The following is a 26,724-nucleotide window of genomic DNA, read 5'->3' on the forward strand; positions in this document are numbered from 1 at the left end:
GCCGAACGCACGACGCCGAAGGACACGTCGTCCCGGGGGCGAGCCCGCCGCACCGCCCCCATGACCGCCCTGGTCGCGGGCGGTGCCGGATTTCTCGGCAGCTATCTGTGCGAGCGGCTGATCGGCGAGGGCCGCCGCGTCATCTGCCTGGACAGCTTCCGCACCGGCACGCCCGACAACCTGCGGGCGCTGGAGCGCGACCCGCGCTTCTCGCTGCTGGAAGCGGACGTGTGCGAGCCGCTGCCGGCCAGCATCGAGGTGGACCGGATCTACAACCTGGCCTGCCCCGCCTCGCCCCGGCACTACCAGGCCGACCCGATCCACACGCTGATGACCAGCGTGCTGGGTGCGCGCAACCTGCTGGAGCTGGCGCGCGCCAACGATGCCCGGCTGCTGCAGGCCTCCACCAGCGAGGTCTATGGCGACCCGGACCAGCACCCGCAGCGGGAAAGCTACTGGGGCAACGTCAACCCGATCGGCATCCGCGCCTGCTATGACGAGGGCAAGCGCGCCGCGGAAACGCTGTGCTTCGACTATCTGCGCCTGCACCGGGTGGACGTGCGGGTGGCCCGGATCTTCAATACCTACGGGCCCCGGATGCGCCCGGACGACGGGCGGATCGTTTCCAACCTGATCGTCCAGGCGCTCTCCGGCCGGCCGCTCACCGTGTACGGCACCGGCGCCCAGACCCGCTCCTTCTGCTACGTCACCGACCTGATCGACGGCCTGGTCCGGCTGATGGAGGTGCCGGAGAACCCGCTGACGCCGATCAATATCGGCAACCCGGAGGAGTACACGATCAACGAGCTGGCACGCCTGGTCACCAGCCTGACCGGCACGACCTCGCCGATCGTCTACGAGCCCCTGCCCGCCGACGACCCGCAATGGCGCCGGCCGGACATCACGGTAGCCCGCCGCGTGCTGGGCTGGGCGCCCCGCACCTCCGTGCGCGAGGGGTTGGCCGCCACCATCGCCTGGTTCGCCGGGCCGGCCGCGGCATCGGCCGTGATCCGGATCCAGCCGCCCAGGCGCAAGCTGAAGCCGGCCGCGGTAGCCGGTCTGTCCGCCTGAGCGGGGCGGCCTATATCAATGCGTCTCTGCGCAGGGAACGCATGTATGAACGAAGTCCCAAGGGACGACAGCCTCGACGCCTCGGTAGCCTTCCTGCGCGAGGGCTACACCTTCGTGTCCAGCCGCTGCGACCGTCTGGGCTCCGACCTGTTCCGCACCCGGCTGATGCTGACGCCGGTGGTCTGCATGCGCGGCGCCGAGGCAGCCGGGATCTTCTACGAAGGGCAGCGGTTCACCCGGGTCGGTGCCATGCCGCCGACCGTGCTGCGCCTCCTCCAGGACATCGGCAGCGTCCAGACCCTGGACGACGCGCCGCACCACCATCGCAAGGGGATGTTCCTGGCGATGATGTCGCCCCCGGCACTCCAGCGGATGGTGGAGCAGTTCCGGGCGGCGTGGCTCGCGGCCGTGCCGCTCTGGGGGGAGCGGCAGATCGTGCTGCAGGACGAGGTCTCGGCCATGCTCGCCCTGGCCGGTGCCGCCTGGGCGGGGGTGCCGCTCGATCCGGACGAGGCGCCGCCGCTCACCCGGCAGCTCGTCGCGATGATCGAGCAGACCGGCACGATCGGGCCGGCCAACTGGTGGGCACACCACCTGCGCAACCAGGCCGAGCGCCACTGGCGGGGCGCGATCCGCTCGATCCGGTCGGGCGAGACTGCGGTCGCAGAAGGTTCGGCCGCCGACCTCATCGCCCGGCACCGCGACCTGGACGGCGAGCTTCTGGATGAGACGACCGCCGCGGTCGAGCTGCTGAACGTCCTGCGCCCGACGGTCGCGGTGGCCCGGTTCGTGACGTTCGCCGCCCTCGCACTCCACCATCACCCGCAGTGGCGCGAGAAGTTCGCACAAGGCGGCGACGAGCTGCTGCGGCCCTTCGTCCAGGAGGTCCGCCGCTTCTATCCCTTCTTCCCGGTGATCGGCGGCCGCGCCCGCCACGACTTCGCCTGGCAGGGACACGAGTTCAGCAAGGGCGACTGGGTGCTGCTCGATCTCTACGGCACCAACCATGACGGGCGGCTGTGGCCGGAGCCGGAGACCTTCCGGCCCGAGCGGTTCGTGGACTGGCCGGGCGACCCGAACACCCTGGTCCCGCAGGGTGCCGGCGACTTTGCCACCGGCCATCGCTGCCCGGGCGAATGGCTGACCATCGCCCTGCTGGAGGAGGCCGTGCGCCTCCTGACCCGGACGATCCGCTACGAGGTGCCGGCACAGGACCTCACCGTCGCGCTGGACCAGCTTCCCGCCCTGCCCAAGAGCGGCTTCATCATGCAGAAGACCCAGCTCCTGGCGGCCTGAGCCGGGCGCCCTCCCTCCTGGACCGATCATGCCGCCAGCCGATTCCCCCGCCGACGCTTCTGCCGATGCGCGCCCGGTGCCGACCGGCCTGCTCGCCGCGCGGCTCCTCCACCTGCTGGCGGCCGAGCCCACGCCCCTGATCCATGTCGCCGCCGACCTGCGCTCGGCCCGGGCGCTGGCGGCCCTGGCCGGTGCCATGGCGCCGGACCTGCCGGTGGCCGTGCTGCCGGAATGGGACAGCCTGCCCTACGAGCGCATGCCGCCCTCGGTCGCGGTGATGGGCCAGCGCATGGGCATGCTGCGCTGGTTTTTGGACCAGCGGGCCCGGCCCCGGCTGGTGCTGGCCACCGCGCCGGCACTCATGCGCCTGGTACCGCCACGCACGGTCTGGGCCGATGCCGGGCTGGAGTTCCGCGTGGGCGACCCGGTCGATCTCGACCGGCTGCGGACCGACCTCCTGCGCCAGGGCTATGTGGTGGACGAGCGGGTCGACGAGCCGGGCGAGGCGGCGCTGCGCGGCCAGGTGATCGACCTGTTCCCCGCGGCGGCCCCGATGCCCTGCCGGATCGAGCACCAGGACGGAAGGATCAGCGAGATCCGCTCCTACGATCCCGTCTCGCAGCGCTCCGCGGTCGAGACCGACCTGCTGATCGTGGACCCGGCCTCGGAGATCGTGCTGCCCCGGCCAGGGGACGGTGCGGTGCCGGACTTCCCGCGCGGCCAGGAGCACGAGCTCGCCCGGTTCTATGGCCGGCTGGAGAGCGTGTTCGACTACCTGCCCGATGCCCGGCTGACGCTGCACTCCCATGCCGTGACCCGGGCCGCCGACTTCCTGGAGCAGGCGGCCGAGGCCTGGCAGGCCCGCCAGGGTCCAGGCGACACCGCACTGCCGCCGGAACAGCTCTTTCTTCAGGAGGATGCGTGGCGGGAGCGGACGGCGGCCGCCCTGGAGCTGGAGCACCGGACCCGCCCGGACGAGCGCGTCCCCCGCTTCGTCGAGAGCCGGGAAGGCGCCCGGCAGTTTCGGGCCTTCCTCCAGGCACGGCTGGCCAAGGGGCCAGTCGTGCTCGCCGCAGGCGACCCGCGCCCGCTCCGGACCCTGGCCTCGCGCGCCCGCCAGGCGACCGGAAGTTCGGCAGCGGCGGCAAAGGACTGGCAGGAGTCGGCTGCCGCGGAGCCGGGGACGCTCCTCACCCTGGCCCTGCCCGTCCGGCACGGCTTCGTCGACGAGGCTGCCGGCGCCACGGTAATCGCCGCGGCCGACCTGCTCGGCACGCGGGCAGAGTTCGCCCAGGCCGCGACGCCGCAGGCCACCTTGCCGCTGGGCGAGGTCGATCTCGGCACCGGTGACGTCGTGGTCCATCTCGACCATGGCATGGGGGTGCTGGAAGGGCTGGAGGAGGTCACGCTCGGGGAAGAGGAGCCCGGCGAGGTGCTGCGCCTGCGCTATGCCGGCGACAAGACCCTGCTGGTGCCGGTGGGCGAGATCGGCCGGATCTGGCGCTATGGCGGCGATCCGGAGGCGGTGACCCTGGACCGGCTGGACGGCGACGGCTGGGCCAAACGGCGGGCCGGGGTCGAGAACGGCATCCGCGCCACCGCCATGCATCTGGTCGAGCAGGCCGGCGCGCGTGACCGGGCCAGTGCACCGAAGCTGACCGCACCGGCCCGCGACTATGAGCGTTTCGTCGCCCGCTTCGCCTACCCGCTCACCCCCGATCAGGCCGCCGCGGAGGCGGCGGTGCTGGCCGATCTCGCGGCGGGGCGGCCGATGGACCGGCTGGTCTGCGGCGATGTCGGCTTCGGCAAGACCGAGATCGCCCTGCGCGCCGCCGCGGTCACAGTGCTGGCCGGCCGGCAGGTGGCGCTCGCCGCCCCGACCACGGTCCTGGCCCGCCAGCATGCCCGGACCTTCGCCCGTCGCTTCGCCCATCTGGGCATCGAGGTCGCCCTCCTGTCCCGGCTGGTGAAGCCGGCCGAGGCGCGCAAGGTCAAAGCCGGGCTGGCGGATGGCAGCATCCGCCTGGTGATCGGCACCCACGCATTGGCCGCCCGCGGCGTGCGCTTCGCCCAGCTGGGCCTCCTGGTGATCGACGAGGAGCAGCGCTTCGGTGCAGCGCAGAAGGCGAAGCTGCGCGCCCTGGCGGAGGGTGGCGGCCACGTGCTGACCATGACCGCCACCCCGATCCCGCGCACCCTGCAGGCCAGCCTGGTCGGGCTGCAGGAGCTGAGCCTGATCACCACGCCGCCGGTCCAGCGCCAGCCGATCCGCACCCAGTTGCAGCCCTTCGACGAGGCGGTGCTGCGCGACGCGCTCATGTACGAGCGCCAGCGCGGCGGCCAGAGCTTCGTGGTCTGCCCGAGGATCGAGGACATCACGCCCATGGCCGAGCGGCTGGCCCGGATCGTGCCGGAGCTGCGGGTGGTGGTGGTCCATGGCAAGCTGCCCGCCGACGACGTCGACGCGGCCATGGTGGGCTTCGCCGAGGGCGAGGGCGACCTCCTGCTGGCCACCAACATCATCGAGAGCGGCCTGGACGTGCCGCGCGCCAACACCATGCTGGTCTGGCGCCCCGAGCGGTTCGGCCTGGCCCAGCTCCACCAGTTGCGTGGCCGGGTCGGCCGGGGCAACCGCAGCGCCACCACGTTGCTGCTGACCGACCCCGACCACCCGCCCGTCCCCGCGGCGGAGAAGCGGCTTCGCACCCTGGAGGCGCTGGACCGGCTGGGGGCGGGCTTTGCGATCAGCGCGCGCGACCTGGACCTGCGCGGGGCCGGCGACCTGATCGGCGAGGAGCAGGCCGGGCACGTCACCACGCTGGGCCTGGGCCTGTACCAGCATCTGCTGGACCGGGCGCTGCGCCGGGTACGCGGCGAGGACGTGGCCGACGACTGGCTGCCGGAGCTGCATCTGGGCGTCACTGGCCGGATCCCGGCCGACTACGTGCCCGAGCCCGACATGCGCATCGATCTCTATGCAAGGGCGGCGCAGGTGGCGGACGGAGCCGATGTCGAGGCGTTCCTGGCCGAGCTGGAGGACCGGTTCGGCCCGGTGCCGGCGGGCATGACCCGGCTGTTGGCCCAGGCCCGCATCCTGGCCGCCTGCCGCCGCCTCGGCATCGGCCGCGTGGATGCCGGGCCGCAGGGCCTGGCGCTCACCCTGCGCGACGAGGCACCGGTGCCGGCCCTGCCCGGCTGGAGCCGGAAGGACCGGCGCCTCGTGCTGGCCCAGGCCATCGAGGATCCCGAGGAACGGCTGGAGTTGCTCCTGGCGGCGCTGGAAGCGGGGGCCGAATCCCCGGAGGAGCCGCCTGCCACCGCGTGAGCAGGACGGAACTCCGCCCGCCCGGTGCCGGTTCCCTTCAAGGGATCAATCAGGGCGAGGCAGGCCATGAGCAGAGCGATCACGGCGATCTTCGCGACCCGCGCTGCAGCGGAGCGCGCCCGCGACAGCATCGTGGCCCTGGGCGTGGCACCGGATGCGGTGCTGGTCCGGGGCGGGGAAGACCGGGAGGGCGGTGCCGACCACGGCTTCTGGCGCAACCTGTTCGAGACCTTCATCCCGCACAGCGAGCATCCGTCCTACCTGGAAGGCATGCGCGCCGGCTCCTTCGTCGTGGCGGCAGAGGTGCCCGAGGCGCAGGTAGCCGCGGTGGAACGCCTCCTGGACGACCAGGGGAGCTGTGTGGCCGGCGGTGCCGGCTGCGCGGTCGGCAGCACCATGGGCTCGCGGGTGCGCAGCTACGGGCGCAGCCGCCAGGGCTGACCCGGCCGACTTTTTAGGCGCTGCCGACACGATTCCTGCCCCACCCGGCGGCCAGGCTGGCCCCGCCGGGGGCTTCGCACGGCCCGAGCTGGCCAATGGCGTAACGGCGTTACGGACTCTAAGGTCGCCGCCGTCCCGGCCCTCCGGGAACAGCCCTCGAGCGATGCCGTGCGAAGCAGGAGAACAAAGTTGGCAAGGGTGACGAAGGACCTGGTTGGGCTCTATGCGGACAGCGATGCGCTGGCGCTGGCCGACCTGGTCAAGAAGAAGGAAGTGACGCCCAGCGAGCTGGTCGAGACCGCGATCCAGATCATCGAGGACATCGATCCCAAGCTCAACGCGGTGGTGATCAAGAATTACGAGATCGGCCGCGCGGCGGCGCAGTCCGAGCCCAAGGGTCCGTTCGGCGGCGTGCCGTTCCTGCTCAAGAACATCGGCTCGCACTGGGAGGGTACCCGTGTCGATGGCGGCATGGAGTATCTGAAGGACTATGTCTGCGCCTACGACTCCACCCTGTCGTCCCGCATCAAGGAGGCCGGCTTCCTCCTGCTCGGCCGCACGAACTCGCCCGAGGGCGGCTGGTGCATCGCGACCGAGCCGCGCTTCTACGGCAAGACGCTGAACCCCTGGAACCCGGAGCGCACGCCCGGCGGCTCCAGCGGCGGTGCCGCGGCGGCGGTGGTGAGCGGCATGGTGCCGCTGGCCGAGGCCTCGGACGGCGGCGGCTCGATCCGGGTGCCGGCGTCCTGCTGCGGCGTGGTCGGCCTCAAGCCCTCGCGCGGCCGGATCACCTATGGCCCAGCCGATGCCGACTTCTGGTTCGGCTCGGTCTACACCTTCGCCTGCACCCGCACGGTGCGCGATACCGCGGCCTATCTGGACGCGACGGCCGGCTGGGGTGCTGGCGACCCCTACACGCCGCCCGTCCCCGAGAAGAGCTGGCTGGAGCTGGCGCAGGCGGCACCAAGGCCGCTGAAGATCGGCTTCACCCTGGACGCGCCGTTCGGCGAGCCGCTCGCACCCGAGGTCGCCCAGGCGGTCAGGGAGACGGCGAGCCTGCTGGAGGGCATGGGCCACAAGCTCGAGCCCTACACGGTCAAGTTCGACCTGGAGAAGGCCTGGTGGGACTATAACGACATCATCGCCGTCGAGATGGCCAATGCCATGGACCAGTCGGCGGCGCTGGTCGGCCGGCCGATCGAGCAGCACGAGCTGGCGGCCTTCAACTGGACGATGTTCGAGTACGCCAAGACGCTGTCCGCCAAGCAGTACTCGGCCAGCATCGCCGGGATCCGCAAGGCCAACCAGCAGCTGGGCATCGAGCTGAACCAGTTCGACGCGTTCCTGACCCCGGTGCTGACCCAGCCGCCGCGGCCGGTCGGCTACTGGTCGATGGAGGACGGTGACCGCAAGCGCTATCTCGCCCGCTGGTCGGACGCGGCCTACATGTTCGCCTTCAACATCTCCGGCCTGCCGGCGATCTCACTGCCGAGCACGACGTTCGCCAACAATACGCCGATCGGCATCCAGTTCGTCGGCCGCATGGGCGACGAGGCGACCCTCCTGAACCTGGCCACCCAGGTCGAGCAGGCGCGCCCCTGGATCGGCAAGAAGCCGCCGATCCACGCCACCGCCTGACCTCCGGCATCCCCGGGTTCTGCCCCTCCGGCAGGACCCGGATCGCGGCCATGGCCGGCCCTCCTGCCGGCTGCTAGGAGTTCTCCTTCTGTTCTTAGAGGAGACCGCATGGCCCGCCGCGCCGGCAGCGCCGACCTGCCCCTGCACCATGGACGGGTGCCGGCCTGGCTCGGCCAGCGGATGAGCCGGCTGGGCGCCGTGATCGCCGAGGCGATCATCCACCATTACGGCCGCGACGAGTTCCTGCGCCGCCTGGCCCACCCGTTCTGGTTCCAGTCCTTCGGCGCCGTCATGGGCATGGACTGGCACTCCTCAGGCATCACCACCAGCGTGCTGGGCGCGCTCAAGCGGGGGCTGGCGCCGCTGGAGAACGAGCTGGGCCTGCGCGTCTGCGGCGGGCGCGGCAGCCATTCCCGGCGCACGCCCGAGGAGCTGGCCGCGTTCGGTGCCCGGACCGGGCTGGACGGGGCGGCCCTGGCCCATGCCAGCCGCTTGGTCGCCAAGGTCGACAGTGCCGCCGTGCAGGACGGCTTCGACCTCTATCTGCACGGCTTCGTGGTGGCCGATGACGGCCGGTGGGTGGTCGTGCAGCAGGGGATGAACGGGATCAGCCGCACCGCGCGGCGCTACCACTGGCTGTCGGAACATCTCCAGAGCTTCGTCGAAGCGCCGCACAGCGCCATCGACGGCCCGAACCGGGGCCGGATCGTCAACCTGACCGACCGGCGCGCCGCAGTCTCGCGCCGCCACCAGGTCGGGCTGCTCGGGGAGCTGGGCCCGGACCGCATCGCCCGCGAGGCCGCCATCCTCCAGGCCCGGCGGGCCCGGCCGGCACCGCCGCCGGAAGCGCCACTCCTGCCTCATCTGGTCATGCCGGAGCACCATGACGTGCGGCCCAAGGACGTGCTGATCCGCCGCCTGCATGGCGCGCTCGCCGCCGCGGCCGACCGGGGCCCGGCGGACTTCGCCGATCTCCTGCTGGTGCCGGGCGTGGGTGCCCGCACCGTGGCGGCACTCGCCATGGTCGCGGAAGTCGTGCACGGCGCGCCCTGCCGCTTTGCCGATCCCGCCCGCTTCTCGCTGGCCCATGGCGGCAAGGACCGCCACCCCTACCCCGTGCCTAGCCGGGTCTACGACCAGACCATCACGGTCATGAAGGATGCGGTGAGCAGGGCCAGGCTCGGCAATGACGAGCGGCTGGCGGCACTGGCCCGGCTGGACCAGCAGGCACGAGCCCTGGAGACGAGCGCCACCGGCCCGTCCCTGCCGGCGTTCACGGCCGGCGAGCGTCACCGCTCGCACGCGCTGGGCGGCCGCAGCGTGTTCGGCTGGGAGCCGGAGCCGAAGTCAGCCGGGTCCGGCGGCTGAGATCACCGCCAGCAGCGGCACGGCATGATGCGGTGGGCCGGCAATGCCGGCCTACGACAACGACAGATGAAGGAAAGCAGCCACCAAGCAGCCGGCACGGCTTTCGCCGCGTCACACAAACCGTCGGTGGTCCGGAAGAGATATTGGAGCGGGCGAAGGGATTCGAACCCTCGACCCCAACCTTGGCAAGGTTGTGCTCTACCCCTGAGCTACGCCCGCGTCCTTGGGTGGCGCGGTGATTAGACGGAAAATCCGGCGTCTGCAAGCCCTTCTTCGCACCGAATGCGGAACCCTTGTATCGCCTCCTGGACGCCGCCATCTTCCAGGGGCGCGGCAGGGGCATGGCCCGTTGCCGTTGTTTTGGTTCCCTTCCCTGGTGAGGCGTCATGGCGTTGTTCGGCACCGGTACGGCTCCGGCTCCCGCACAAGCAAGCGGCGACGACTGGATCGTCGAAGGCAGCATCGCGACCTTCGCCAAGGACGTCATCCAGTCGCCCGTGCCGGTCCTGGTCGACTTCTGGGCGACCTGGTGCGGCCCGTGCAAGCAGCTCACCCCCACGCTCGAGAAGGTGGTCCGGGGTGCCCGCGGCAAGGTGCGGCTGGTCAAGATCGACATCGACAAGAATCCGGAGCTGGCGCAGCAGTTCCGCATCCAGTCGGTCCCGACCGTCTATGCCTTCGTCGGCGGCCAGCCGGTCACCGGCTTCCAGGGCGCCCAGCCCGAAAGCCAGATCAAGGCGCTGGTCGACCAGCTCCTGAAGATGGCGGGCGGCGCCGCCGGTGCTGCCGGCGGCGAGGACGAGGTGCAGGTGGCCCTCGCCGAGGCCAAGTCCATGGCCGAGGCGGGCGACGTGCAGGGTGCCGCTGCCCTCTACAGCCAGATCCTCCAGCTCGAGCCGGAGAATGCCGCGGCGCTCGGCGGCCTCGCCCGCAGCCTGGTGACGCTCGGCGACTTCGCCAGTGCCGAGGAGGTGCTGGGCCAGGTGCCGGCCTCGCTCGCCAACAATGCCGAGATCACCGGGGCCAAGGCCGCCCTGGCACTCGCCAAGGAGTCCGGCGAGCTGGGCGATCCGGTGGCGCTGGCGGCCAGGGTCGAGGCCGATCCCGACGACCATGACGCGCGCTGCAAGCTGGCGACGCTGATGTTCCTGCGCGGCCAGGTCGAGCAGGCGATGGACCAGCTCCTGACCGTGATCCGCCGCGACCGCGCCTGGGAGGACGAGCGCGCGCGCAAGCAGCTCGTGAAGTTCTTCGACGTGCTGGGCCTGCAGCATCCCGCCACGCTCAAGGGCCGCCGCCAGCTGAGCTCGGTGCTGTTCTCCTGATGGCGCTGTCGGTCGAGAGCCTGCCGGTCCACTTCCCGGTGTTCCCGCTCACCGGCGCCCTCCTGCTGCCGGGTGGCAACCTGCCGCTCAACATCTTCGAGCCGCGCTACCTGGCGATGGTCCGTGACGCCATGCAGACCCACAAGATCATCGGCATGGTGCAGCCCCGGCCCGACCAGGAGCGCGAGCCGACGCCGCAGATCTACGGGATCGGCTGCGCCGGGCGGATCACCCATTTCGAGGAAACCGACGACCGCTTCCTGATCGCCCTCACCGGTGTGTGCCGGTTCGACGTGGTCGAGGAGCTGGACTGCGGCACGCCGTACCGGCAGGTGCGCGCCGACTTCAACCGGTGGATGGGCGACCTGGAGCCGGTCGAGCCCTCGGGCGCCCTGCGTACCGCACTGCTGGACGCGCTCCGGCAGTTCCTGGACGCCCACGAGCTGTCCGCCGAATGGTCCGGCATCGAGCAGGCGCCGATGTCGGGGCTCGTCACCTCGCTCGCGATGATCTGCCCGTTCGAGCCGTCGGAGAAGCAGGCCCTGCTGGAAGCGCCCGACCTCAACCGGCAGACCGAGATCCTGACCGCACTCATGCAGATGGATGCGCGCACCACGCCCGGCGGCGCACCCACCCAGATGCACTGACGGAGAAGCCCGCTTCCGATGCCCGTGGCCCCCGTACCACCGCCCCAGCCGGCCGCAGCGCCGGTCGATCCGCAGCTCCTGGCGATCCTGGTCTGCCCGCTCACCAAGTCGCCGCTGCGCTACGACCGTACCGCCGGGGAGCTGATCAGCGACAAGGCCGGCCTGGCCTTCCCGATCCGCGACGGCATCCCGATCATGCTGGTCGACGAGGCCCGGCGGATCGAGGACGACCCGCACCCGCCGGTCCCGCCTGGGTTGCGGCCATGAGCGAGGGTCCCTGGCCGGTCGAGATCCGCGTCACCCCGGGTGCCCGGGCGATCGAGGTCGATTTCGACGACGGGCGGAGCTTCCTGCTGCCGGCCGAATATCTGCGGGTCGAGAGCCCGTCCGCGGAAGTGCAGGGCCACGGCCCCAGCCAGAAGGTCATCGTGCCGGGCAAGCGTGAGGTGACGATCACCGGGGTCGACCCGGTCGGCAACTACGCAGTCCGGCTGGTCTTCTCCGACGGCCACACCACCGGGATCTATGCCTGGCCGGCACTCTACCGCTTAGGGGTAGAGCAGGACCGGCTATGGCCGGCCTATCTGGAGGCACTGGCCGCCCGCGGCCTGTCGCGCTGACCCCTGCTGGCGAAGCAGAGAGCCTGACGCTCGACCCCCGGCTGGTCCGGGTGGTCCTGTGGCAGACCTTCCTGGTCCAGGTGCTGGCGGCGTTCGCCATCTTCACCGCCCCGGTGCTGGCGACCGAGATCGCGGCCGATCTCGGCCTGGAGCCGGTGGTGGCCGGCCTCTACACCGCGACCCTGTTCACCGGCGCCATCCTGGGCTCGGCCCTGGCCGGTGCGGTCACCCGGCAGGTCGGCGCCTTTGCCGGCAGCCTGGGCTCGATCCTGCTGATCGCAGCCGGCATCGCCCTGCTCGCCTCCGCCCAATTCTGGCTGCTCCCGCCCGCCGTCCTGCTGGCAGGCTTCGGCTACGGCCTGGTCAACCCCACCGCGTCTGCCCTGCTGGTCCGGGTGACGCGTCCCGAGCGGCGCGGCTGGGTGTTCTCGGTCAAGCAGACCGGCGTGCCGATCGGCACGGCCCTCGGCGGCTTCCTGGCCCCGCCGCTCGCCCATGCGCTCGGCTGGCAGGCGACCCTGCTCGGCATCGCCGCGGCGGGGGTGCTGATGGTCGTCCCGTTCGCGGGCGAGGCCCTGCGCAGCCTCAAGGCGGAACGCTCCGCGGGCCAGCGCCAGGCCGGCGGCATCCAGCTCCTGCGCCGGCACCGCCCGCTCCTGGTGCTGGCCATGGGCTCCTTCGCGCTGGCTGCCCTGCAGCTCTGCCTGTCGACCTTCCTCACCGCGCATCTGGTGCTGAGCGGTGGCCTGTCCCTGGTCCAGGCTGGCCAGGTGTTCGCCTGCTCGCAGATCGGCGGTGCCGTGGCCAGGCCGCTCTGGGGCAGGCTCGCCGACTGGACCGGCCGGGCCGGCTGGACGCTCTGCCTGATCGGCGTCCTGGGCTCGATCATGGGCCTCCTGACGGCCCTGCTCACGCCGGGCTGGCCGCTCTTCGCCATGATCCTCCTCTCGACCGGATTCGGCGCCACCTCGCTCGCCTGGAACGGCGTGTTCTTCGCCGAGATCGTCCGGATCGTCCGGCCGGACGAGGCGGCGGCCGCCACCGGCGGCGCCCAGCTCTTCACCTATAGCGGCATCGTGACGGGCCCGCTCCTGTTCGCCCTGGTGGCCTCGCTTGCCGGCGGGTTCGGCCCCGCCTACGCTGCGCTTGCCGCCGTGGCCTTGCCGGGTGCGGTCGCGATCGGCGCGATGGTGGGATCTGGCAGGCGCGGGTGATGGCGGACGAAGCACTGGCCGTGGTTCAGCCGGAAGCGGTGGTACGCACCCCGGCGGCACTCTATTCGCCGCTGGTCCTGGTCCAGTTCCCGCCGGTCTGGGGGCGCAACTTCAGCCCCTTCACCCTCAAGCTCGAGACCTGGCTGCGCCTGGCCCATATCCCCTACACGGTGCGCTACCAGCGCAACCCCGGCTTCTCGCCCAAGGGCAAGCTGCCCTATGTGATCGAGAACAGCCGGCGGATCGGTGACAGCGGCCTGATCATCGGGCACTTGAAGCGCAGCCGGCTGATCGACCCGGATGCCTGGCTGGATGCGCGCCAGCTGGCCGAGAGCCTGGCCCTGCAGCGCCTGTTCGAGGATCACCTCTACGGCATCCTGGTCTATGCCCGCTGGATCGACCCGGAAGGCTGGGCGGCGATGCGCCAGGTGATCCGGGGCCTGTTCCCGCCGCCGGTCCACTGGCTGGCGGGGCCCCTGCTGCGCCGGAAGATGCGCCGGGCCCTCCATCGCCAGGGCATCGGCCGGCATTCACAGCGCGAGATCTACGCCATGGCGCGCGCGGACCTGGCTGCCGCCTCGATCATGCTGGGCTCCCGGCGCTTCTTCATGGGCGAGCAGACCTCGACCATCGACGCGGTGGCCTATGGCTTTCTCGCCAACATCCTGCTGGTCCCGGTGGACACGGAGCTGCGCCGGATCGCCGAGGACTTCCCGAACCTGCGCCGGTTCTGCGAGCGGATCGACCAGGGCCTGGAGCGCGCCTCCTTGCGGGACGAGGCCGATGCGGCGCATATCCCGGCCGGTGCCTGATCGGGATTTTCCATGACCGCTGCTTCGCGCCGCCCGCTGATCGGGCTGACCCTGGACGCCGAGCCTGCCGGCGGCTGGTCCAAGCTGCCCTGGTACGCGCTGCGCCAGAACTATTTTTCGGCCGTGACCGACGCCGGGGGCCTGCCGGTGGCCCTGCCGCACGAGCCGGAACTCGCCGAACACTACGCCCGGGCCCTGGACGGGCTAGTGGTTACCGGCGGCGCCTTCGACGTCGACCCGGCCCTCTATGGCGCCGGATCGACCCATGCCACCGTCACCACCAAGGACCGCCGCACCCGGTTCGAATGGGCGGTGACCGAGGCGGCGCTCGCCCGCGACCTGCCGGTGCTGGGCATCTGCGGCGGCCAGCAGCTCCTCAACGTCGTGCTGGGCGGCACGCTGATCCAGCACATCCCCGACGCGATGCCCGACGCACTCGCCCACGAGCAGCCCAACCCGCGCACCGAGCCCGGCCACGACGTGGCGGTGGCGGCGGGCAGCCTCCTGCACCGGATCACCGGCGCCGATTCCCTGCCGGTCAACAGCGCCCACCATCAGGCGGTCGAGCGCCCGGCTCCGGGCCTCGCGGTGAGCGGCCGTGCCGCCGACGGCGTGGTCGAGGCGATCGAGGATCCCGGCCGCACCTTCCTCCTGGGCGTGCAGTGGCACCCGGAATATGCGATCTCGCCGGGGGACCGCGCGATCTTCCAGGCCTTCGTCGGGGCGGCGCGCGAGCGGCAGGCACGGGACGAGGCCCGATGAGCGACGTGCCGGCGGGCGAGCGCATCGCCAAGCGGATCGCACGGGCGGGGGTCTGCTCGCGGCGCGACGCCGAGCGGCTGATCGCCGAGGGCAAGGTCGCGGTAAACGGCAAGGTCCTGGCCTCGCCGGCCCTCAATGTCGGGCCGGACGACTGGATCGTGGTGAACGGCCAGCCTCTGCCGGCCGCGGAGCCCACGCGGCTGTTCCGCTTCCACAAGCCGCGCGGCGTGCTCACCAGCGCACGCGACCCGGAGGGCCGGCCGACCATCTACGACCGCCTGCCGCCGGAACTGCCGCGCCTCGTCCCGGTCGGCCGGCTGGACATCGGCTCGGAAGGCCTGCTCCTGCTCACCAATGACGGCGAGCTCAAGCGCAAGCTGGAGCTGCCGTCCACCGGCTGGACCCGGCGCTACCGCGCCCGCGTCCACCGGCTGCCCGAGCCCGACCAGCTCGCCCGGCTGCTCGCCGGGATCACGATCGACGGCATCACGTATGGGCCGATCCAGGTCACGATCGACCGGGAACAGGGCGACAATACCTGGATCATGGTGTCCCTGAAGGAAGGCAAGAACCGGGAGGTGCGGCGGGTGATGGAGCATATCGGCCATCCGGTCAGCCGGCTGATCCGGGTGGCGTACGGGCCGTTCCAGTTGGGCCAGTTGCCGCGCGGTGAGGTCGAGGAGGTCAACCCGCGCGTGGTGCGCGAGCAGCTCGGCGGCGGTGCGCCCAAGCCCGTGCGCCGTGATCGGACGAGGCGGGCATGAGGATCATCGCCGGCCAGCATCGCGGCCGCCGCCTGGAGGAGTTTCCCGGCGACGCCGTCCGCCCGACTTCCGACCGGGCGCGCGAGGCCCTGTTCAGCATGCTGCACTCGCGCGAAGCCCTGCTCGACGCCACGGTGCTCGACCTGTTCTGCGGCACCGGCGCGCTCGGGCTGGAGGCGCTGTCGCGCGGTGCTGCGCACGTCACCTTCGTCGACAACGACCCCGAGGCGCTGGCGATCACCAAGCGCAACATCCAGGCCTGCAAGGAGACCGGGCGCAGCCGGATCCTGCGCGCCAATGCCGCGAAGCTGGGAGCGGCCGACCAGCCCTACCGCCTGGTGCTGCTCGACCCGCCCTATGGCAAGAATCTCGTGGTGCCGACCGTCCACGCGCTGATGGCGGGCGGCTGGCTGGACACGGGCGTGCTGATCGTGGCGGAGATCGGGCGCAAGGAGGACCCGCCGGAGTTGGAGGGCTTCCACGTGGACGACGTGCGCCGCTATGGGGCCGCCAAGTTCGTGTTCTATGAACTGGGCGCGGCATCGGCATGAGGCGGCGCCTCATCGTCATCGTGTGCGCGCTAGCCGCGGCACTTATTGTTGGATTGCTGCTCTACCTGTTCTTCCGCCCGCAGCCTCCTTTGCGCCAGCAGTCTGCTTTGGGCTTTACCCTAGACCTGCCGATCGCCTGCACGCCCGGCACGGACTGCTGGATCGTCCATTATGTCGACCATGACCCGGGTCCGGGCGTGGCCGACAGTTTCTGTGGCCCGATGAGCTATGACGGCCATGACGGCATCGACTTCGCCGTGCGCGACGGTGCCGCCATGCGGGCCGGGGTCGAGGTGCTGGCCGCGGCGGATGGCGTGGTGGCGCGGGTGCGCGACGGGGTGCGCGACGTCCCGGTCGAGCAGGGCGGCAAGGAGCAGGTCGCCGACATCAACTGCGGCAACGGCATGGTCGTGGTGCATCCCGATGGCTGGGAAACCCAGTACTGCCATCTGCGTCAGGGCAGCGTCGCCGTCCGGCCGGGCGACACCGTGCAGGCGGGGCAGAAGCTGGGCCTGGTCGGCCTGTCCGGCATGACCAGCTTCCCCCACCTCCACCTGAGCGTGCGCAAGGACGGCCAGAAGCTCGACCCGTTCCACGCCACCCCGCCGGAGGAGGCCTGCACGGTGGCGGGCACCTCGCTCTGGAGTGCGGAGGCCACCGAACGCATCGGCGCCTACCAGCCGCTGGCGCTCAGCGTCCTGGGCATCGCAGACGGCCCGGTGACCAGCGAGGCGGTCTGGGACGGCCGCGCGGAGGCCGTCCTGCTCACCCCCGACTCGCCGGCGGTCGTGGCATTCCTGGGCGGCTATGCGCTGCGCCAGGGCGACCGGATCACACTCACCCTGACCGACCCCAACGGCGGGGAGGTCGTCCGGCACGAGCAGGACCAGGCGCGCGATCAGGCCCGCACCATGCTGTTCGCCGGCCGCAAGCGCCCGCCCGACGGCTGGCCCGCCGGGAGCTGGACCGCCCGCGCCGAGGTGGTCCGCGACGGGCAGACCTATCACCTGGAACGGCGCTTCGAGGTCGAGCCCTAGTCAGGCCTTGGGCGTGGACATGTCGGGCTGTGGCGTCGGTGCCTGCTGCCAGGGCCAGCGTCCCTGGATCTCGACCTCCAGCGCGAAGCTGAGGAAGGTCCGGATCAGCACGATGCCTGCCAGCACGCTCAGGCTCTCCAGCGTCGGCTCCACGGCCACCGTGCCGATGATGTCCGCCGCCACCAGGAACTCCAGGCCAAGCAGGATGGCGCGGCCGAGGCTGGCCCGGTAGGCATGGTAGACGGCGGCAGAGCGGCCTGTCCGCAGCAACTGCCAAAGATAGTGGAACGTGGCTACGAGGCCTCCCAGGACGATGATGGCCACGCCGACCACCTCGATGCCGCGGGCAGTGCCGTGCAGCCAGGCTTCCAGCCATTCCGGGACGGACAGCGGCCCGGGTTCCGCTGGCGCACCATCCTGGGCCGAAGCCATCAGTGGCAGGAGCAGGACGACCGTGGGCAGAACGGGCCAAGCCTTCGGCAGAAGCTCGTGGTTCACTTTCATGTGGCTCTGTCCATGAGTGGTTGGCCCATCGCAGCATTGGCGGAATGTTCTCAACGAACGCCGTGGATCGGACGACGTTCTGCCGGCACGGCCCCCGCGTGCGCAGGGCCGTCAGCAGGTTGACAAGCCAGCCTCCGCTGCGGACACTCACATCGTGGACAGGATGTCCACCATGTAGACAAAATGGAAGAAGCCTCCATGTCGGACGCTACCGCCCCGGGCGCAGGCCTCGATCCCGAAACCATCCGCCGGATGCCCTACCAGAAGCCGCAGCCGAGCGAGATCCTGCCCGATCTGGTCGTGCCCAACGCGATCCCGGAGGACGAGCGGATCTGGGTGCCGCAGGCCGAGAATGTCTGGTTCCGCCCCCTCTGCCTGAACCGGTCGTCCGGCTACTGGATGAACCTCCTGCGGGTGCGCAAGTCCGGCATCCTCAGCCGCCACCGCCACCCCAACCCGGTCCACGCCTTCGTGCTGAAGGGCAGCTGGCGCTACCTGGAGCATGACTGGGTCGCGACCGAGGGCTCCTATGCCTTCGAGCCGCCGGGCGAGACCCACACGCTGGTGGTCGACGAGGACGTCGAGGAGATGATCACCCTCTTCCAGGTGAACGGCTGCATGTACTACGTCGATCCCTGGGGCAACAATGTCGGCTTCGAGGACGTGTTCACCAAGATCGACATGTGCCGCAAGCACTACAAGGAAGTCGGCCTGGGTGAAGACTATGTCGACCGCTTCATCCGCTGAGGCGGGCCGGCGCGCCGGCTACGACCTGACCGGGCTCGTTGCCGTGGTCACCGGCGGCTCGCGCGGCATCGGGCAGGCCATCACCCATGGCCTGCGTGCCGCCGGTGCCCGCGTCCTCGTCTGGGACCGCGACCCGCCGGATGCGGCCGATGGCGACACGCTCGCCGTCGACGTCACCGACCCGTCCTCGATCGAGCAGGCGCTGGCGGCCACCCTCCAGCGCTGCGGTCGCCTCGACATCCTGGTGAACAATGCCGGCTATGCCGGGCCGACCGTGCCTGTCGAGGAGTATCCGCAGGATGCGTGGCGGCGGATCGTCGACATCAACCTGACCGGCACCTTCCTGGTCTGCCAGGCGGCGGTGCCGGCACTGCGGGCGAACGGCTGGGGCCGGATCGTCAACATCGCCTCGCTCGCCGGCAAGGAGGGCACGCCCAATGCCAGTGCCTACAGTGCCGCCAAGGCGGGAGTGCTGGCGCTCACCAAGTCGCTCGGCAAGGAACTGGCCGGCAGCGGTGTATTGGTGAATGCCGTGGCGCCCGCCGCGGTCCGCACCGCGATCCTGGAGCAGATGAGCCCGGCCCATGTGCAGACCATGATCGACAAGTCGCCGCTGCGCCGCCTGGGCGAGCCGGAGGAGGTGGCGGAACTGGTGCTCTGGCTGTGCTCGGCGAGCTGCAGCTTCAACACCGGGGCGGTGTTCGACCTGTCCGGCGGCCGCGCGACCTATTGATGGCCACGGCCGACCCGTCGCAGGCGGGGGTGCCCGGCACCGCCGCGTTCGGCAAGTTCATGCGCGTGCTCCAGGCGGTAGCCGACGCGCCGGGCGAGCACGGGGTGGCGGCGCTGGCCCGCCTCACCGGCCTGCCGCGGCCCACCGTGCACCGGATCGTGGCGGCGCTGGAGGCGGAAGGCCTGGTCGTGCCGGCACCGGGCTCCGGCCGCTACGCGCTCGGCACCCGGCTGATGGCGCTGGCCTCGCAGAGCTGGGACCGGCTCGACCTGCGCCGCCTGGCCCGGCCACATCTCCAGGCCCTGCGGGACCGGCTCGACGAGACCGTGCATCTCGCCCTGCCGGCCGGCGACGCCATGGTCTATGTCGACAAGCTGGAATCGCGGCAGGTGGTGCGGATGACCTCGCGGATCGGCACGCCCGTGGCCCTGCACTCGAGCTCGGTCGGCAAGGCCTGGCTGGCTGCCCTGCCGGAAGCCGAGGCGACAGCACTGGTGGCGCGCCTGACTCTGTCTGCCCGCACACCCCACACGATCCAGGACTCGGCCCGGCTCCTGGAGGAGGTCGACCGCACTCGGGCCTCCGGGGCCGCGATCGACCGGCAGGAGAACGAGCTGGACATCTGCTGCTATGGCCAGGCCATCCCCGGCCCCGACCGGCGGCCGCTCGGCTGTGTCAGCGTCAGCATGCCCCGCTACCGGTTCGAGGCGGCCCCGGCAGCCCCGATCGAGGCGGCCTTGCGCGCCTGCGTGGCGGCGATTGCGGCCGAGTTGGGCACGGTGCTGCCGGCCTAGATCCGTCAGCGGTGCCGGTCGGGGGCATTGGTGCCGCGCCCGGCTCCCCCAATCGTTCAGTAGAGCCGGCCGCCATTGGGGACCGGCCGCTCGACGCTGACCAGCACCACCCGCCCCTCCGCGTCCGGGAAGCCCAGCACCAGCACTTCCGAGACCACCTTCGCGATCTGCCGCGGCGGGAAGTTGACCACGGCCGCCACCTGCCGGCCGACCAGCTCGTCGGTACCGTAGAGGTCGGCGAGCTGCGCCGAGCTGGTCCTGGTGCCGATCTCCGGGCCGAAGTCGATCAGGAGCTTGTAGGCGGGCTTGCGCGCCGCGGCGTTGGGCTCGCAGCGCAGGATGGTCCCGACCCGGATGTCGACCTTGAGGAAGTCGTCGAAGCTGATCGTCACGCCGCTGCCTTCCGCACGCAAAAAGAAAGGCGGCGTCCGGTAACCGGCCGCCGCCTCGAGAGCGTTCGATAGGAAGGAAAGGGAATCAAGCGGACTTTTCGTAGACCGCCTTGATCTCTTCGATCTGCTCCAGCGCCCGCTCGTTCAGGAGCTGGAAGGCCTCGGACTGCGACCGGGTGACGACGTTGCCCAGGTCGCGGGCCTCGGCGATGATCTTCTCGAAAGCCTGCTTCGAGGCATCCACCTGCTTCTCGATGCCGGTCCGGCTGTCCTTCTCGGCCAGCAGGTTCTGCAGGAGGCTGGTGGCCTCGGTGATGGTCTGCTGGAACAGAGCGAGCTGCCGCTGGAACACGGTCTGGGCGCCATCGACCATCGCCGCCTGCGCCTTGAGGAAGGCGCCGACATTCTTCTGGTGCTGGGCCAGCACCAGGTCGAAGCGCGGCGCGCCGGAGCCGAACGCCTGGTCCATGCCGAACTTGCTCACGTCGAACTTGCTCGGGTCGAACCGGGCCGCGTCGAAGCCGAAGCTCTTGGGGTCGAAGCCCAGCCGCTGCGCGAACTCGGTCTGCGCCTTGATCAGGTGGTCGAACACGTCCGCCATCGGATTGGCCGTCTTGGCCGCCGCACCGGCTACCGCGTCAGCCGAACCGCTGCCGGCCTTGATCGCTTCGTCAGCCACCGCCTTGGCCTGCTCGGCCATTGCCACGGCGGTGTCCGTCCCTGCCGCAGTCGCTGCGGTCTTGTCGCCGACGGCAGACTTGATGGTCTTCGGAGCACTTGGTTCGGCCATGACATCACCTTCCGCCAGAAGCTTGGTGCCGGTCAACTCGACGACGGCTCATCTCGCAGTGCGATAGAGCTGCGTCAAGTTGATTGTGCGCCGCAACAACGATGGTTCGGCCGTCAGGCTGCCGCGACGTCGGGCGCCGCCGTCCGCCGCCTGGGCATGAACCGGCACAGTCGCCGCGCTCCCTCCTCCAGCCGCGCCAGCCCCTTGTCCAGCTCGGCCAGCAGGCGAGCCTGCTCCGGATCATCGTCCTGCAGCCAGATCCGGACCAGCCGCAGGTAGAGCAGGCCCACCCCGTTATGCGCGAGGAGCAGGCCCGGGCCGCGGATGCCGGCGGCATCGATGATCTTGGCGACCGCGCGGGTCATGTTGCCGAGGCTTGCCCCCGCCACCGCCAGATCGCCGCGGCTCTCCCTCGCCAGCCGGACGAGCACGTCCCGGTAGGGCTTCATCGCGTCGAAGCGCCGCATGATCAGCTCGAACAGCCGCTCGCGCACGCTCATGTCGTCCAGGTCGGCGGCCGCCAGCTCCAGCATGCGCTGGTCCAGGCGCCGGCCCAGCCGGTCCAGCACCGCCACCCGGCTGGGGAACTGCCGGTACACCTCGCCCAGCGGCACATTCAGCTCGCGGGCGAGCTCGACCAGGCTGAACGAGCGCCAGCCCGAGGCGGCGATCATGCCGAGTGCCGTGTCGAGCGGGTCGCGCAGCGTGACCGGCTCCGCCTCCGGCGTGATCCTGGGTTTCCTGGCCATCTCCACTCCTTCCCGACCGGGAGGGCGGTCAGCCCAGCTCCACCGAGCGCCTGGCCGCCGCCGCGATCGCCTTGTCGAACAGATCCTGCATGCCACCCTCGGCCATCAGGACCGCCAGGGCTTCCTGGGTGGTCCCGTTCGGGCTGGTGACATTCTGGCGAAGCTGTGCCGCCGGCTCCGGCACCAGCCGGGCAAGCTCGCCGCTTCCTGAAACAGTGGTACGCGCCAGCCGCATTGCCAGATCTTCCGGCAGGCCCAGTTTCGCGCCGGAAGCGGCCAGCGCCTCGATCAGCAGGAACACGTAGGCCGGCCCGCCGCCGGACATGGCGGTGACGACGTGCATCAGCGCCTCGTCCGTGATCCAGTCGACCGTGCCGACCGCGCAGAGCATCTGCTCGGCGAGCTGGCGCTGCGCCTGGCTGACATTGGCGTTGGCGATCAGGACGCTGGCACCCCGGCCGACCGCCGCGGGCGTATTGGGCATGGCGCGCACCACCGGCGTCGCCGCACCGAAATAGGCTTCATACGCCGCGATGGTCTTGCCGGCCGCGACCGACAGGACCAGAGCACCCCTGCCCACCAGGGGGCGGAACGAGGGTGCCGCGGCATCCATCATCTGCGGCTTGACCGCCAGCACCACCACGTCCGGCTGGAGGTCGGCCGGCAGCTCCTCGGCCTTGAACACCCAGGTCACCCCGCGCGGCACGCCCGCCGTGGGCCCGGGCTCGACCACGAAGGCGTTGGCGGGGGCCAGCCCCGCCGCGAGCCAGCCATGCAGCATGGCCGAGCCCATCTTGCCGCAGCCCACCAGCAGCACCCTGGCCTCGGTCAGGGTGTTCTGCCGCTCGCTGCTCAAGCCTCGCCCTCCGTTTCCAAGAGCGCCGCCATCATCGCCTCGGCCGGCTTCTTGCCGCCCCAGACGACGAACTGGAAGGCCGGGAAGAACCGCTCGCACTCGCCGACCGAGATGTCGATCACGTCCTCGATCACCTCCAGCGAGGGCAGCGCGCTCTCACGCACCAGCATGCCGTGGCGGAACACCGGCAGGTCCTCGTCCGACCACAGGTCGAAATGGCCCAGCCACAGCTTCTCGTTGGCGAGAGCCAGGAGCTGGCGGATCGGCTCGCGCTTCTTGGCGGGGATCTTGAGATCGAGGGCCGTGGTGAAGTGCAGGATCCACAGGTCCGGGTTCCAGGTGACCATCACCTGGTAGCGGCACCACGACCCCGCGACCTCCACGGTCAGCTCGTCGTCGTCCTTGCGGACGCAGTTCCACTCGCGCAGCTGGGCGAGATGCTCGATCATTTCCAGTGGGTTGGACGCAAGTTCGTCGTCTTCGGCCACTTCGGAGCGCATGATCGACAATGGCTTCTCCTGACGATGGGGCCTTCCTGCTCAGAGGACGGCCCGTGAAAAAGTCTGGGCGGCGGGCGCGCTCAGCCCGAGCATGCCTCAAGCGTTGCAGCGCAGCAACGCATAGGCGGTCGCGTTTTCGCCCTTCAGTCGATTTCGGCGGCGGACGACTCCAGTTTTGCCACACGTTCCTCCAGGGCCGCGATCCGCTCCATCAGCGTGTCCTGTTCCTCGCGGGCCTTTTGTGCCATGGCACGGATCGCAGCGACCTCGTCGGCGGTCGGCAGGTCCATGTCCGCCAGCATCCGCTCGACGCGCTCCTTCACGCGGGTCTCGATCTCCTCCTTGACGGCACCGAACGTGCTCACCGCACCGCTCGCCACCTTGGCCAGATCGTCGAACAACCGGCTCGTGGTCTGCATGCCAACCTCCATCAGCGACGGTGCCATCCAAACCGCTATATGGGACTTCCCCTGACAGGCGCAAAGCCTACCCTGTCTCACGGTTGCGCGGGCGTGGCTTGAACGGGCCCGCCCGAACAGCCATGACCGAGCGGAAACCCGCGCTGCCGGAACGAACCTTGCCGCCCCTGTTCGCCATCCCCTTCCCGCCGATCGACCCCGTGATCGTCCAGATAGGCCCGTTCGCGCTGCGCTGGTATGCGCTGGCCTATGTCGGCGGCCTGCTGCTCGGCTGGTTCCTGACCAAGCGGCTGGTGACCCGGCCCGGCTGGCGGATCACGCCCGAGGACGTGGACGACCTCCTGTTCTACATCACGCTGGGCGTGATCCTGGGCGGCCGGCTCGGCTACGTGCTGTTCTACAACCTGCCCACCTACCTGGAGAATCCAGCCCAGATCCTGATGGTCTGGCAGGGCGGCATGTCCTTCCATGGGGGGCTGATCGGCGTGCTGGTGGCGATGGCGCTGTTCGCCCGCTCGCGCCAGGTCCCCTTCCTGGACGTGGCGGACGCGATCGCCGCGGTGACGCCGTTGGGCCTTCTGTTCGGCCGCATCGCCAACTTCATCAATGGCGAACTCTATGGCCGGGTCACCGACCTGCCGTTCGGCGTGATCTTCCCCCATGGCGGGCCACAGCCGCGTCATGCCAGCCAGCTCTACGAGGCCTTCCTGGAGGGCCTGGTCCTGCTGGTGGTCGTGCAATGGCTGGCGCGCCGGCCGCGCCGGCCGGAGGAGCGCGGCCTGATCGGCGGGACCTTCCTGCTGGGCTACGGCCTTGCCCGCTTCGTCGTCGAGTTCGCCCGCGAGCCCGACGCGCAGCTGGGATACCTGCTGGGCGGGCTGACCATGGGCCAGCTCCTGTCGGTCCCGGTGGCGCTGGTCGGGCTCTGGCTGGTGCTGCGCACCCGGCGCGTGGCCAGCCCGGCATGAGCGGCCCGCTGCTCCAGCTCATGCGCCGCAAGATCGAGGCGGAAGGCCCGATCCGGTTCGACGAGTGGTGGCAGACCTGCCTCTACCATCCGGGCCACGGCTACTACGCGACCCGGGTACCGATCGGCGCCGACTTCGTCACCGCGCCCGAGATCTCCCAGGTATTCGGCGAGCTGCTGGGCCTGGCCCTGGTGCAGTGCTGGCTGGACCAGGGCGGGCCCAGGCCCGCACGCCTGGCCGAGATCGGGCCCGGCAAGGGCACGCTGATGGCCGATGCTTGGCGGGCATTGGCGGTGGTGCCCGACGCGCGGGACGCGCTGGCGCCGGTGGCGCTGGTGGAGATCAGTGCCGCCCTGCGCAGCTTCCAGGCCAACCGCCTGCGCGGCCTGCCGGTCGAATGGCACGATGCGCTGGAACAGGTCGCGGCGGACCGCCCGCTCTACCTGATCGCCAACGAGCTGTTCGACGCCCTGCCGATCCGCCAGCTCGTCCACCTGTCCGGGCACTGGTTCGAGCGCCGGGTCGGGATCAGCGGCAGCGGCCATCTGGGCCTGGTCCTGGAAACCCGGCCCTCGCCCCTGGGCCAGATCATGCCGGACTGCCCGAATGGGGCGATCCACGAGATCTCGCCCGCGCGCGAGGCCATGGCGACCGCGATCGGGCGGCGGCTTGCCGCCTGCGGCGGTGCCGCCCTGCTGATCGACTATGGCGACGCCTATGAGGGGCCCACGGGCGACACGGTGCAGGCGGTGCGCGGCCAGCGGAAGGTCCACGACCCATTCGACCTGCCGGGCGAGATCGACCTGACCAGCCGCGTCGACTTCGCCCCGCTCATCCGCGCTTTCGCCGCAACCGGCTGCCGCACGGCCGGCCCGGTGCCGCAGGGCGAGTTCCTGGGCCGGCTCGGCATCGAGCTGCGCACCGAGGCCCTGGCCCGGGGACTGGACGAGGATCGCGCGAGCGACCTTTGGAGCCGTACGCGCCGCCTGGTCGACCCGAACCGGATGGGGCGGACGTTCAAGGTGCTGGGCGTGGCGGCACCCGGCCAGGCGCTGCCGCCCGGCCTGGTCGACGAGACCGGCCCGGCCGATCAGGGAGAGGCGGAAGCGCACCGATGAGGATCACCACCGCACTGCTCGACGCCCAGCCCGGCATCCGCCACGGCTTCTTCGGCCGCCAGGGCGGGACCAGCGCACCACCCTATGACAGCCTCAACATGGCGCTGCGCACCGGCGACCGGCGGGAGCAGGTGCTGGCCAACCGGGCGATCGTCGCAGGCGCCCTGGATGCCCGGGAACTGGTGGTGGGCCGCCAAGTCCACGGCACCACCACGGTGCGGGTCACTACCCCCTGGCAGCCGGACGAGGCGCCCGAGGCCGACGCGCTGGTCACCACGGTGCCCGGGCTCGCCATCGCGGTCACCACCGCCGACTGCGCCCCGATCCTCCTGTGCGATGCCGAGGCAAGAGTGGTGGCGGCCGTCCATGCCGGCTGGAAGGGTGCCTTGTCCGGCATCGTCGAGAGTGCGGTCGCGGCGATGGCCGAGGCGGGCGCGGTACCGGCACGGATCGTGGCCGCGGTCGGCCCCTGCATCCAGCGCCGCTCCTACCAGGTGGGGCCGGAATTCCAGGAACGCTTCCACGCCGAGGACACGGCCTCGGATGCCTGCTTCGTGACCGGCCGTGACGGCCGCCCCTATTTCGACCTGGAAGCCTATGTCTGCCTGCGCCTCGGCCGGGCCGGCCTGCGCCTGGTGCAGGCCTCCGGCCTGGACACGGCCACCCAGCCAGACCGCTACTTCAGCTACCGGCGGACCACGCTCGCAGGCGGCGGCCCGTTCGGCACCCAGGCGAGCGCCATCCTCCTGACCTGACGGGAGGACGGGGCCGCGCGCACCCCGAGGAAGGAACGCGCCATGGCGAAGAATACGATCTGCCTCTGGTTCGATAAGGATGCCGAGGCCGCCGCCCGCTTCTATGCGGCGACCTTTCCCGACAGCGCGGTGACTGCCGTACATCGTGCTCCCGGCGACTATCCCTCCGGCAAGGCCGGCGACGTGCTGACCGTCGAGTTCACCGTCGCGGGCATTCCCTGCCTCGGCCTCAATGGCGGCCCCACCTTCAAGCACAGCGAGGCCTTCTCGTTCCAGATCGCCACCGACGATCAGGAGGAGACCGACCGCTACTGGAATGCCATCGTCGGCAATGGCGGCGAGGAAAGTGCCTGCGGCTGGTGCAGGGACCGCTGGGGCATTTCCTGGCAGATCACCCCGCGCGTCCTGACCGAGGCGCTGGCCGCGGGCGGCGACGAGGCGAAGCGCGCGTTTGCCGCCATGATGACCATGGGCAAGATCGACGTCGCCGCGATCGAGGCGGCGCGGCGCGGCTGACGCCCATCCCGC

At 70.8% G+C, this 26,724-nt stretch carries 30 protein-coding genes and 1 tRNA gene; 23 read left to right on the top strand and 8 right to left on the bottom strand.

The window, feature by feature from the left end; translation table 11 throughout:
• The first annotated feature begins 60 nt into the window (after window positions 1–60).
• The 6 genes from HLA95_RS29180 (at window position 61) to HLA95_RS15085 (ending at window position 9,139) form a co-directional block, all read left to right on the top strand.
• Complete coding sequence (locus HLA95_RS29180; RefSeq protein ID WP_222183785.1) at window positions 61–1,071, top strand: UDP-glucuronic acid decarboxylase family protein; 1,011 nt, start codon at window positions 61–63, stop codon at window positions 1,069–1,071.
• A gap of 45 nt (window positions 1,072–1,116) precedes the next feature.
• Window positions 1,117–2,367, top strand: a complete 1,251-nt coding sequence (locus tag HLA95_RS15065) for a cytochrome P450 (RefSeq protein WP_191062334.1) — start codon at window positions 1,117–1,119, stop codon at window positions 2,365–2,367.
• 28 nt (window positions 2,368–2,395) lie between these two features.
• The gene (locus tag HLA95_RS15070) at window positions 2,396–5,692 is read left to right on the top strand and encodes a helicase-related protein (RefSeq protein WP_222183732.1); all 3,297 of its coding nucleotides are present in this window, start codon (window positions 2,396–2,398) and stop codon (window positions 5,690–5,692) included.
• Window positions 5,693–5,758: 66 nt separating this feature from the next.
• Complete coding sequence (locus tag HLA95_RS15075; RefSeq protein WP_191062416.1) at window positions 5,759–6,133, top strand: hypothetical protein; 375 nt, start codon at window positions 5,759–5,761, stop codon at window positions 6,131–6,133.
• 198 nt (window positions 6,134–6,331) lie between these two features.
• On the top strand, window positions 6,332–7,771 hold the full coding sequence (locus HLA95_RS15080; protein WP_322100139.1) for an amidase: 1,440 nt from the start codon (window positions 6,332–6,334) through the stop codon (window positions 7,769–7,771).
• Window positions 7,772–7,879: 108 nt separating this feature from the next.
• Complete coding sequence (locus tag HLA95_RS15085) at window positions 7,880–9,139, top strand: DUF763 domain-containing protein (protein WP_222183736.1); 1,260 nt, start codon at window positions 7,880–7,882, stop codon at window positions 9,137–9,139.
• Between the two features lie 144 nt (window positions 9,140–9,283).
• On the opposite strand, the gene HLA95_RS15090 is transcribed toward HLA95_RS15085, so the two are convergent.
• Window positions 9,284–9,358, bottom strand: a tRNA-Gly gene (locus HLA95_RS15090).
• Between the two features lie 167 nt (window positions 9,359–9,525).
• Here HLA95_RS15090 and trxA point away from each other — a divergent pair.
• Genes trxA through HLA95_RS15140 form a run of 10 tightly spaced genes read left to right on the top strand, consistent with a single transcriptional unit; the run spans window position 9,526 to window position 16,871 of the window.
• Entirely contained in the window at window positions 9,526–10,464 is a 939-nt protein-coding gene (trxA, locus tag HLA95_RS15095) for a thioredoxin (RefSeq protein ID WP_191060493.1), read from the top strand.
• Entirely contained in the window at window positions 10,464–11,111 is a 648-nt protein-coding gene (locus HLA95_RS15100; protein WP_191060492.1) for an LON peptidase substrate-binding domain-containing protein, read from the top strand. The genes trxA and HLA95_RS15100 overlap by 1 nt, the downstream gene beginning before the upstream one ends.
• An 18-nt stretch (window positions 11,112–11,129) precedes the next feature.
• Window positions 11,130–11,378: a Trm112 family protein gene (locus HLA95_RS15105; protein ID WP_191060491.1), complete on the top strand. Its 249-nt coding sequence runs from the start codon at window positions 11,130–11,132 to the stop codon at window positions 11,376–11,378.
• Window positions 11,375–11,731 (top strand): gamma-butyrobetaine hydroxylase family protein, encoded by a 357-nt coding sequence (locus HLA95_RS15110; RefSeq protein ID WP_191060490.1) that lies wholly within the window; start codon window positions 11,375–11,377, stop codon window positions 11,729–11,731. The genes HLA95_RS15105 and HLA95_RS15110 overlap by 4 nt, the downstream gene beginning before the upstream one ends.
• Window positions 11,683–12,945 (top strand): MFS transporter, encoded by a 1,263-nt coding sequence (locus HLA95_RS15115; protein ID WP_191060489.1) that lies wholly within the window; start codon window positions 11,683–11,685, stop codon window positions 12,943–12,945. The genes HLA95_RS15110 and HLA95_RS15115 overlap by 49 nt, the downstream gene beginning before the upstream one ends.
• A complete protein-coding gene (locus HLA95_RS15120; RefSeq protein ID WP_191060488.1) occupies window positions 12,945–13,757 on the top strand; it encodes a glutathione S-transferase family protein in 813 nt (270 codons plus the stop codon). Before HLA95_RS15115 ends, HLA95_RS15120 begins: the two co-directional genes overlap by 1 nt.
• Before the next feature lie 12 nt (window positions 13,758–13,769).
• Entirely contained in the window at window positions 13,770–14,519 is a 750-nt protein-coding gene (locus tag HLA95_RS15125; protein ID WP_222183738.1) for a gamma-glutamyl-gamma-aminobutyrate hydrolase family protein, read from the top strand.
• Window positions 14,516–15,283 (top strand): pseudouridine synthase, encoded by a 768-nt coding sequence (locus HLA95_RS15130; RefSeq protein ID WP_191061078.1) that lies wholly within the window; start codon window positions 14,516–14,518, stop codon window positions 15,281–15,283. Before HLA95_RS15125 ends, HLA95_RS15130 begins: the two co-directional genes overlap by 4 nt.
• On the top strand, window positions 15,280–15,834 hold the full coding sequence (gene rsmD / locus HLA95_RS15135; RefSeq protein WP_191061079.1) for a 16S rRNA (guanine(966)-N(2))-methyltransferase RsmD: 555 nt from the start codon (window positions 15,280–15,282) through the stop codon (window positions 15,832–15,834). Before HLA95_RS15130 ends, rsmD begins: the two co-directional genes overlap by 4 nt.
• Window positions 15,831–16,871 carry a M23 family metallopeptidase gene (locus HLA95_RS15140; RefSeq protein WP_191061080.1) on the top strand — a complete coding sequence of 347 codons (1,041 nt, stop codon included), beginning with the start codon at window positions 15,831–15,833 and terminating at the stop codon, window positions 16,869–16,871. Before rsmD ends, HLA95_RS15140 begins: the two co-directional genes overlap by 4 nt.
• Here the strand turns inward: HLA95_RS15140 and HLA95_RS15145 are convergent, their stop codons facing one another.
• The gene (locus HLA95_RS15145) at window positions 16,872–17,375 is read right to left on the bottom strand and encodes a DUF1622 domain-containing protein (RefSeq protein WP_222183739.1); all 504 of its coding nucleotides are present in this window, start codon (window positions 17,373–17,375) and stop codon (window positions 16,872–16,874) included. It lies immediately after the preceding gene.
• A 198-nt stretch (window positions 17,376–17,573) separates the two neighbouring features.
• Between HLA95_RS15145 and HLA95_RS15150 the strand changes: the two genes are divergently transcribed.
• The 3 genes from HLA95_RS15150 to HLA95_RS15160 are packed head-to-tail and all read left to right on the top strand — an operon-like array spanning window position 17,574 to window position 19,649.
• Window positions 17,574–18,122 carry a 2,4'-dihydroxyacetophenone dioxygenase family protein gene (locus tag HLA95_RS15150; protein ID WP_191061081.1) on the top strand — a complete coding sequence of 183 codons (549 nt, stop codon included), beginning with the start codon at window positions 17,574–17,576 and terminating at the stop codon, window positions 18,120–18,122.
• A complete protein-coding gene (locus HLA95_RS15155; protein ID WP_222183786.1) occupies window positions 18,100–18,855 on the top strand; it encodes an SDR family NAD(P)-dependent oxidoreductase in 756 nt (251 codons plus the stop codon). Before HLA95_RS15150 ends, HLA95_RS15155 begins: the two co-directional genes overlap by 23 nt.
• The gene (locus tag HLA95_RS15160; protein ID WP_222183741.1) at window positions 18,855–19,649 is read left to right on the top strand and encodes an IclR family transcriptional regulator; all 795 of its coding nucleotides are present in this window, start codon (window positions 18,855–18,857) and stop codon (window positions 19,647–19,649) included. Before HLA95_RS15155 ends, HLA95_RS15160 begins: the two co-directional genes overlap by 1 nt.
• A 56-nt stretch (window positions 19,650–19,705) precedes the next feature.
• Here the strand turns inward: HLA95_RS15160 and HLA95_RS15165 are convergent, their stop codons facing one another.
• From HLA95_RS15165 to HLA95_RS15190, 6 genes are all read right to left on the bottom strand, one after another.
• The gene (locus tag HLA95_RS15165; protein WP_191059804.1) at window positions 19,706–20,041 is read right to left on the bottom strand and encodes a tRNA-binding protein; all 336 of its coding nucleotides are present in this window, start codon (window positions 20,039–20,041) and stop codon (window positions 19,706–19,708) included.
• Window positions 20,042–20,126: 85 nt separating this feature from the next.
• Window positions 20,127–20,831 carry a phasin family protein gene (locus HLA95_RS15170; RefSeq protein WP_191059805.1) on the bottom strand — a complete coding sequence of 235 codons (705 nt, stop codon included), beginning with the start codon at window positions 20,829–20,831 and terminating at the stop codon, window positions 20,127–20,129.
• 113 nt (window positions 20,832–20,944) lie between these two features.
• On the bottom strand, window positions 20,945–21,580 hold the full coding sequence (locus tag HLA95_RS15175; protein WP_191059806.1) for a TetR/AcrR family transcriptional regulator: 636 nt from the start codon (window positions 21,578–21,580) through the stop codon (window positions 20,945–20,947).
• Window positions 21,581–21,608: 28 nt separating this feature from the next.
• A complete protein-coding gene (proC, locus tag HLA95_RS15180; protein WP_223861520.1) occupies window positions 21,609–22,436 on the bottom strand; it encodes a pyrroline-5-carboxylate reductase in 828 nt (275 codons plus the stop codon).
• Window positions 22,433–22,936: a type III secretion system chaperone family protein gene (locus HLA95_RS15185; RefSeq protein WP_191059813.1), complete on the bottom strand. Its 504-nt coding sequence runs from the start codon at window positions 22,934–22,936 to the stop codon at window positions 22,433–22,435. Before HLA95_RS15185 ends, proC begins: the two co-directional genes overlap by 4 nt.
• A 143-nt stretch (window positions 22,937–23,079) precedes the next feature.
• The gene (locus HLA95_RS15190; protein ID WP_191059807.1) at window positions 23,080–23,355 is read right to left on the bottom strand and encodes an accessory factor UbiK family protein; all 276 of its coding nucleotides are present in this window, start codon (window positions 23,353–23,355) and stop codon (window positions 23,080–23,082) included.
• A gap of 122 nt (window positions 23,356–23,477) precedes the next feature.
• Here HLA95_RS15190 and lgt point away from each other — a divergent pair, with 122 nt between their 5' ends.
• From lgt to HLA95_RS15210, 4 genes are read left to right on the top strand one after another with little or no spacing between them, the layout of a single operon-like run.
• Window positions 23,478–24,323 (top strand): prolipoprotein diacylglyceryl transferase, encoded by an 846-nt coding sequence (gene lgt / locus HLA95_RS15195; RefSeq protein ID WP_191059808.1) that lies wholly within the window; start codon window positions 23,478–23,480, stop codon window positions 24,321–24,323.
• On the top strand, window positions 24,320–25,441 hold the full coding sequence (locus HLA95_RS15200; protein ID WP_191059809.1) for a class I SAM-dependent methyltransferase: 1,122 nt from the start codon (window positions 24,320–24,322) through the stop codon (window positions 25,439–25,441). The genes lgt and HLA95_RS15200 overlap by 4 nt, the downstream gene beginning before the upstream one ends.
• Window positions 25,438–26,196: a peptidoglycan editing factor PgeF gene (gene pgeF, locus HLA95_RS15205; protein ID WP_191059810.1), complete on the top strand. Its 759-nt coding sequence runs from the start codon at window positions 25,438–25,440 to the stop codon at window positions 26,194–26,196. Before HLA95_RS15200 ends, pgeF begins: the two co-directional genes overlap by 4 nt.
• 42 nt (window positions 26,197–26,238) lie before the next feature.
• Window positions 26,239–26,712 (top strand): VOC family protein, encoded by a 474-nt coding sequence (locus HLA95_RS15210; protein ID WP_191059811.1) that lies wholly within the window; start codon window positions 26,239–26,241, stop codon window positions 26,710–26,712.
• Window positions 26,713–26,724: the final 12 nt, after the last annotated feature.

It is taken from the genome of Geminicoccus harenae (assembly GCF_019800005.1).
GTDB lineage: Bacteria > Pseudomonadota > Alphaproteobacteria > Geminicoccales > Geminicoccaceae > Geminicoccus > Geminicoccus harenae.

Coding starts and splice junctions, on each gene's coding strand:
- HLA95_RS15175 (WP_191059806.1), bottom strand. CDS start 21,580: ATGGCCAGGAAACCCAGGATCACGCCGGAGGCGGAGCCGGTCACGCTG.
- HLA95_RS15085 (WP_222183736.1), top strand. CDS start 7,880: ATGGCCCGCCGCGCCGGCAGCGCCGACCTGCCCCTGCACCATGGACGG.
- HLA95_RS15155 (WP_222183786.1), top strand. CDS start 18,100: ATGTCGACCGCTTCATCCGCTGAGGCGGGCCGGCGCGCCGGCTACGAC.
- HLA95_RS15075 (WP_191062416.1), top strand. CDS start 5,759: ATGAGCAGAGCGATCACGGCGATCTTCGCGACCCGCGCTGCAGCGGAG.
- HLA95_RS15110 (WP_191060490.1), top strand. CDS start 11,375: ATGAGCGAGGGTCCCTGGCCGGTCGAGATCCGCGTCACCCCGGGTGCC.
- HLA95_RS15070 (WP_222183732.1), top strand. CDS start 2,396: ATGCCGCCAGCCGATTCCCCCGCCGACGCTTCTGCCGATGCGCGCCCG.
- HLA95_RS15100 (WP_191060492.1), top strand. CDS start 10,464: ATGGCGCTGTCGGTCGAGAGCCTGCCGGTCCACTTCCCGGTGTTCCCG.
- HLA95_RS15210 (WP_191059811.1), top strand. CDS start 26,239: ATGGCGAAGAATACGATCTGCCTCTGGTTCGATAAGGATGCCGAGGCC.
- HLA95_RS15065 (WP_191062334.1), top strand. CDS start 1,117: ATGAACGAAGTCCCAAGGGACGACAGCCTCGACGCCTCGGTAGCCTTC.
- HLA95_RS15160 (WP_222183741.1), top strand. CDS start 18,855: ATGGCCACGGCCGACCCGTCGCAGGCGGGGGTGCCCGGCACCGCCGCG.
- lgt (WP_191059808.1), top strand. CDS start 23,478: ATGACCGAGCGGAAACCCGCGCTGCCGGAACGAACCTTGCCGCCCCTG.
- HLA95_RS15115 (WP_191060489.1), top strand. CDS start 11,683: ATGGCCGGCCTATCTGGAGGCACTGGCCGCCCGCGGCCTGTCGCGCTG.
- HLA95_RS15170 (WP_191059805.1), bottom strand. CDS start 20,831: ATGGCCGAACCAAGTGCTCCGAAGACCATCAAGTCTGCCGTCGGCGAC.
- HLA95_RS15200 (WP_191059809.1), top strand. CDS start 24,320: ATGAGCGGCCCGCTGCTCCAGCTCATGCGCCGCAAGATCGAGGCGGAA.
- HLA95_RS15125 (WP_222183738.1), top strand. CDS start 13,770: ATGACCGCTGCTTCGCGCCGCCCGCTGATCGGGCTGACCCTGGACGCC.
- HLA95_RS15185 (WP_191059813.1), bottom strand. CDS start 22,936: ATGCGCTCCGAAGTGGCCGAAGACGACGAACTTGCGTCCAACCCACTG.
- HLA95_RS15120 (WP_191060488.1), top strand. CDS start 12,945: ATGGCGGACGAAGCACTGGCCGTGGTTCAGCCGGAAGCGGTGGTACGC.
- HLA95_RS15150 (WP_191061081.1), top strand. CDS start 17,574: ATGTCGGACGCTACCGCCCCGGGCGCAGGCCTCGATCCCGAAACCATC.
- HLA95_RS29180 (WP_222183785.1), top strand. CDS start 61: ATGACCGCCCTGGTCGCGGGCGGTGCCGGATTTCTCGGCAGCTATCTG.
- HLA95_RS15145 (WP_222183739.1), bottom strand. CDS start 17,375: ATGAAAGTGAACCACGAGCTTCTGCCGAAGGCTTGGCCCGTTCTGCCC.
- pgeF (WP_191059810.1), top strand. CDS start 25,438: ATGAGGATCACCACCGCACTGCTCGACGCCCAGCCCGGCATCCGCCAC.
- trxA (WP_191060493.1), top strand. CDS start 9,526: ATGGCGTTGTTCGGCACCGGTACGGCTCCGGCTCCCGCACAAGCAAGC.
- HLA95_RS15105 (WP_191060491.1), top strand. CDS start 11,130: ATGCCCGTGGCCCCCGTACCACCGCCCCAGCCGGCCGCAGCGCCGGTC.
- HLA95_RS15130 (WP_191061078.1), top strand. CDS start 14,516: ATGAGCGACGTGCCGGCGGGCGAGCGCATCGCCAAGCGGATCGCACGG.
- HLA95_RS15140 (WP_191061080.1), top strand. CDS start 15,831: ATGAGGCGGCGCCTCATCGTCATCGTGTGCGCGCTAGCCGCGGCACTT.
- rsmD (WP_191061079.1), top strand. CDS start 15,280: ATGAGGATCATCGCCGGCCAGCATCGCGGCCGCCGCCTGGAGGAGTTT.
- HLA95_RS15190 (WP_191059807.1), bottom strand. CDS start 23,355: ATGCAGACCACGAGCCGGTTGTTCGACGATCTGGCCAAGGTGGCGAGC.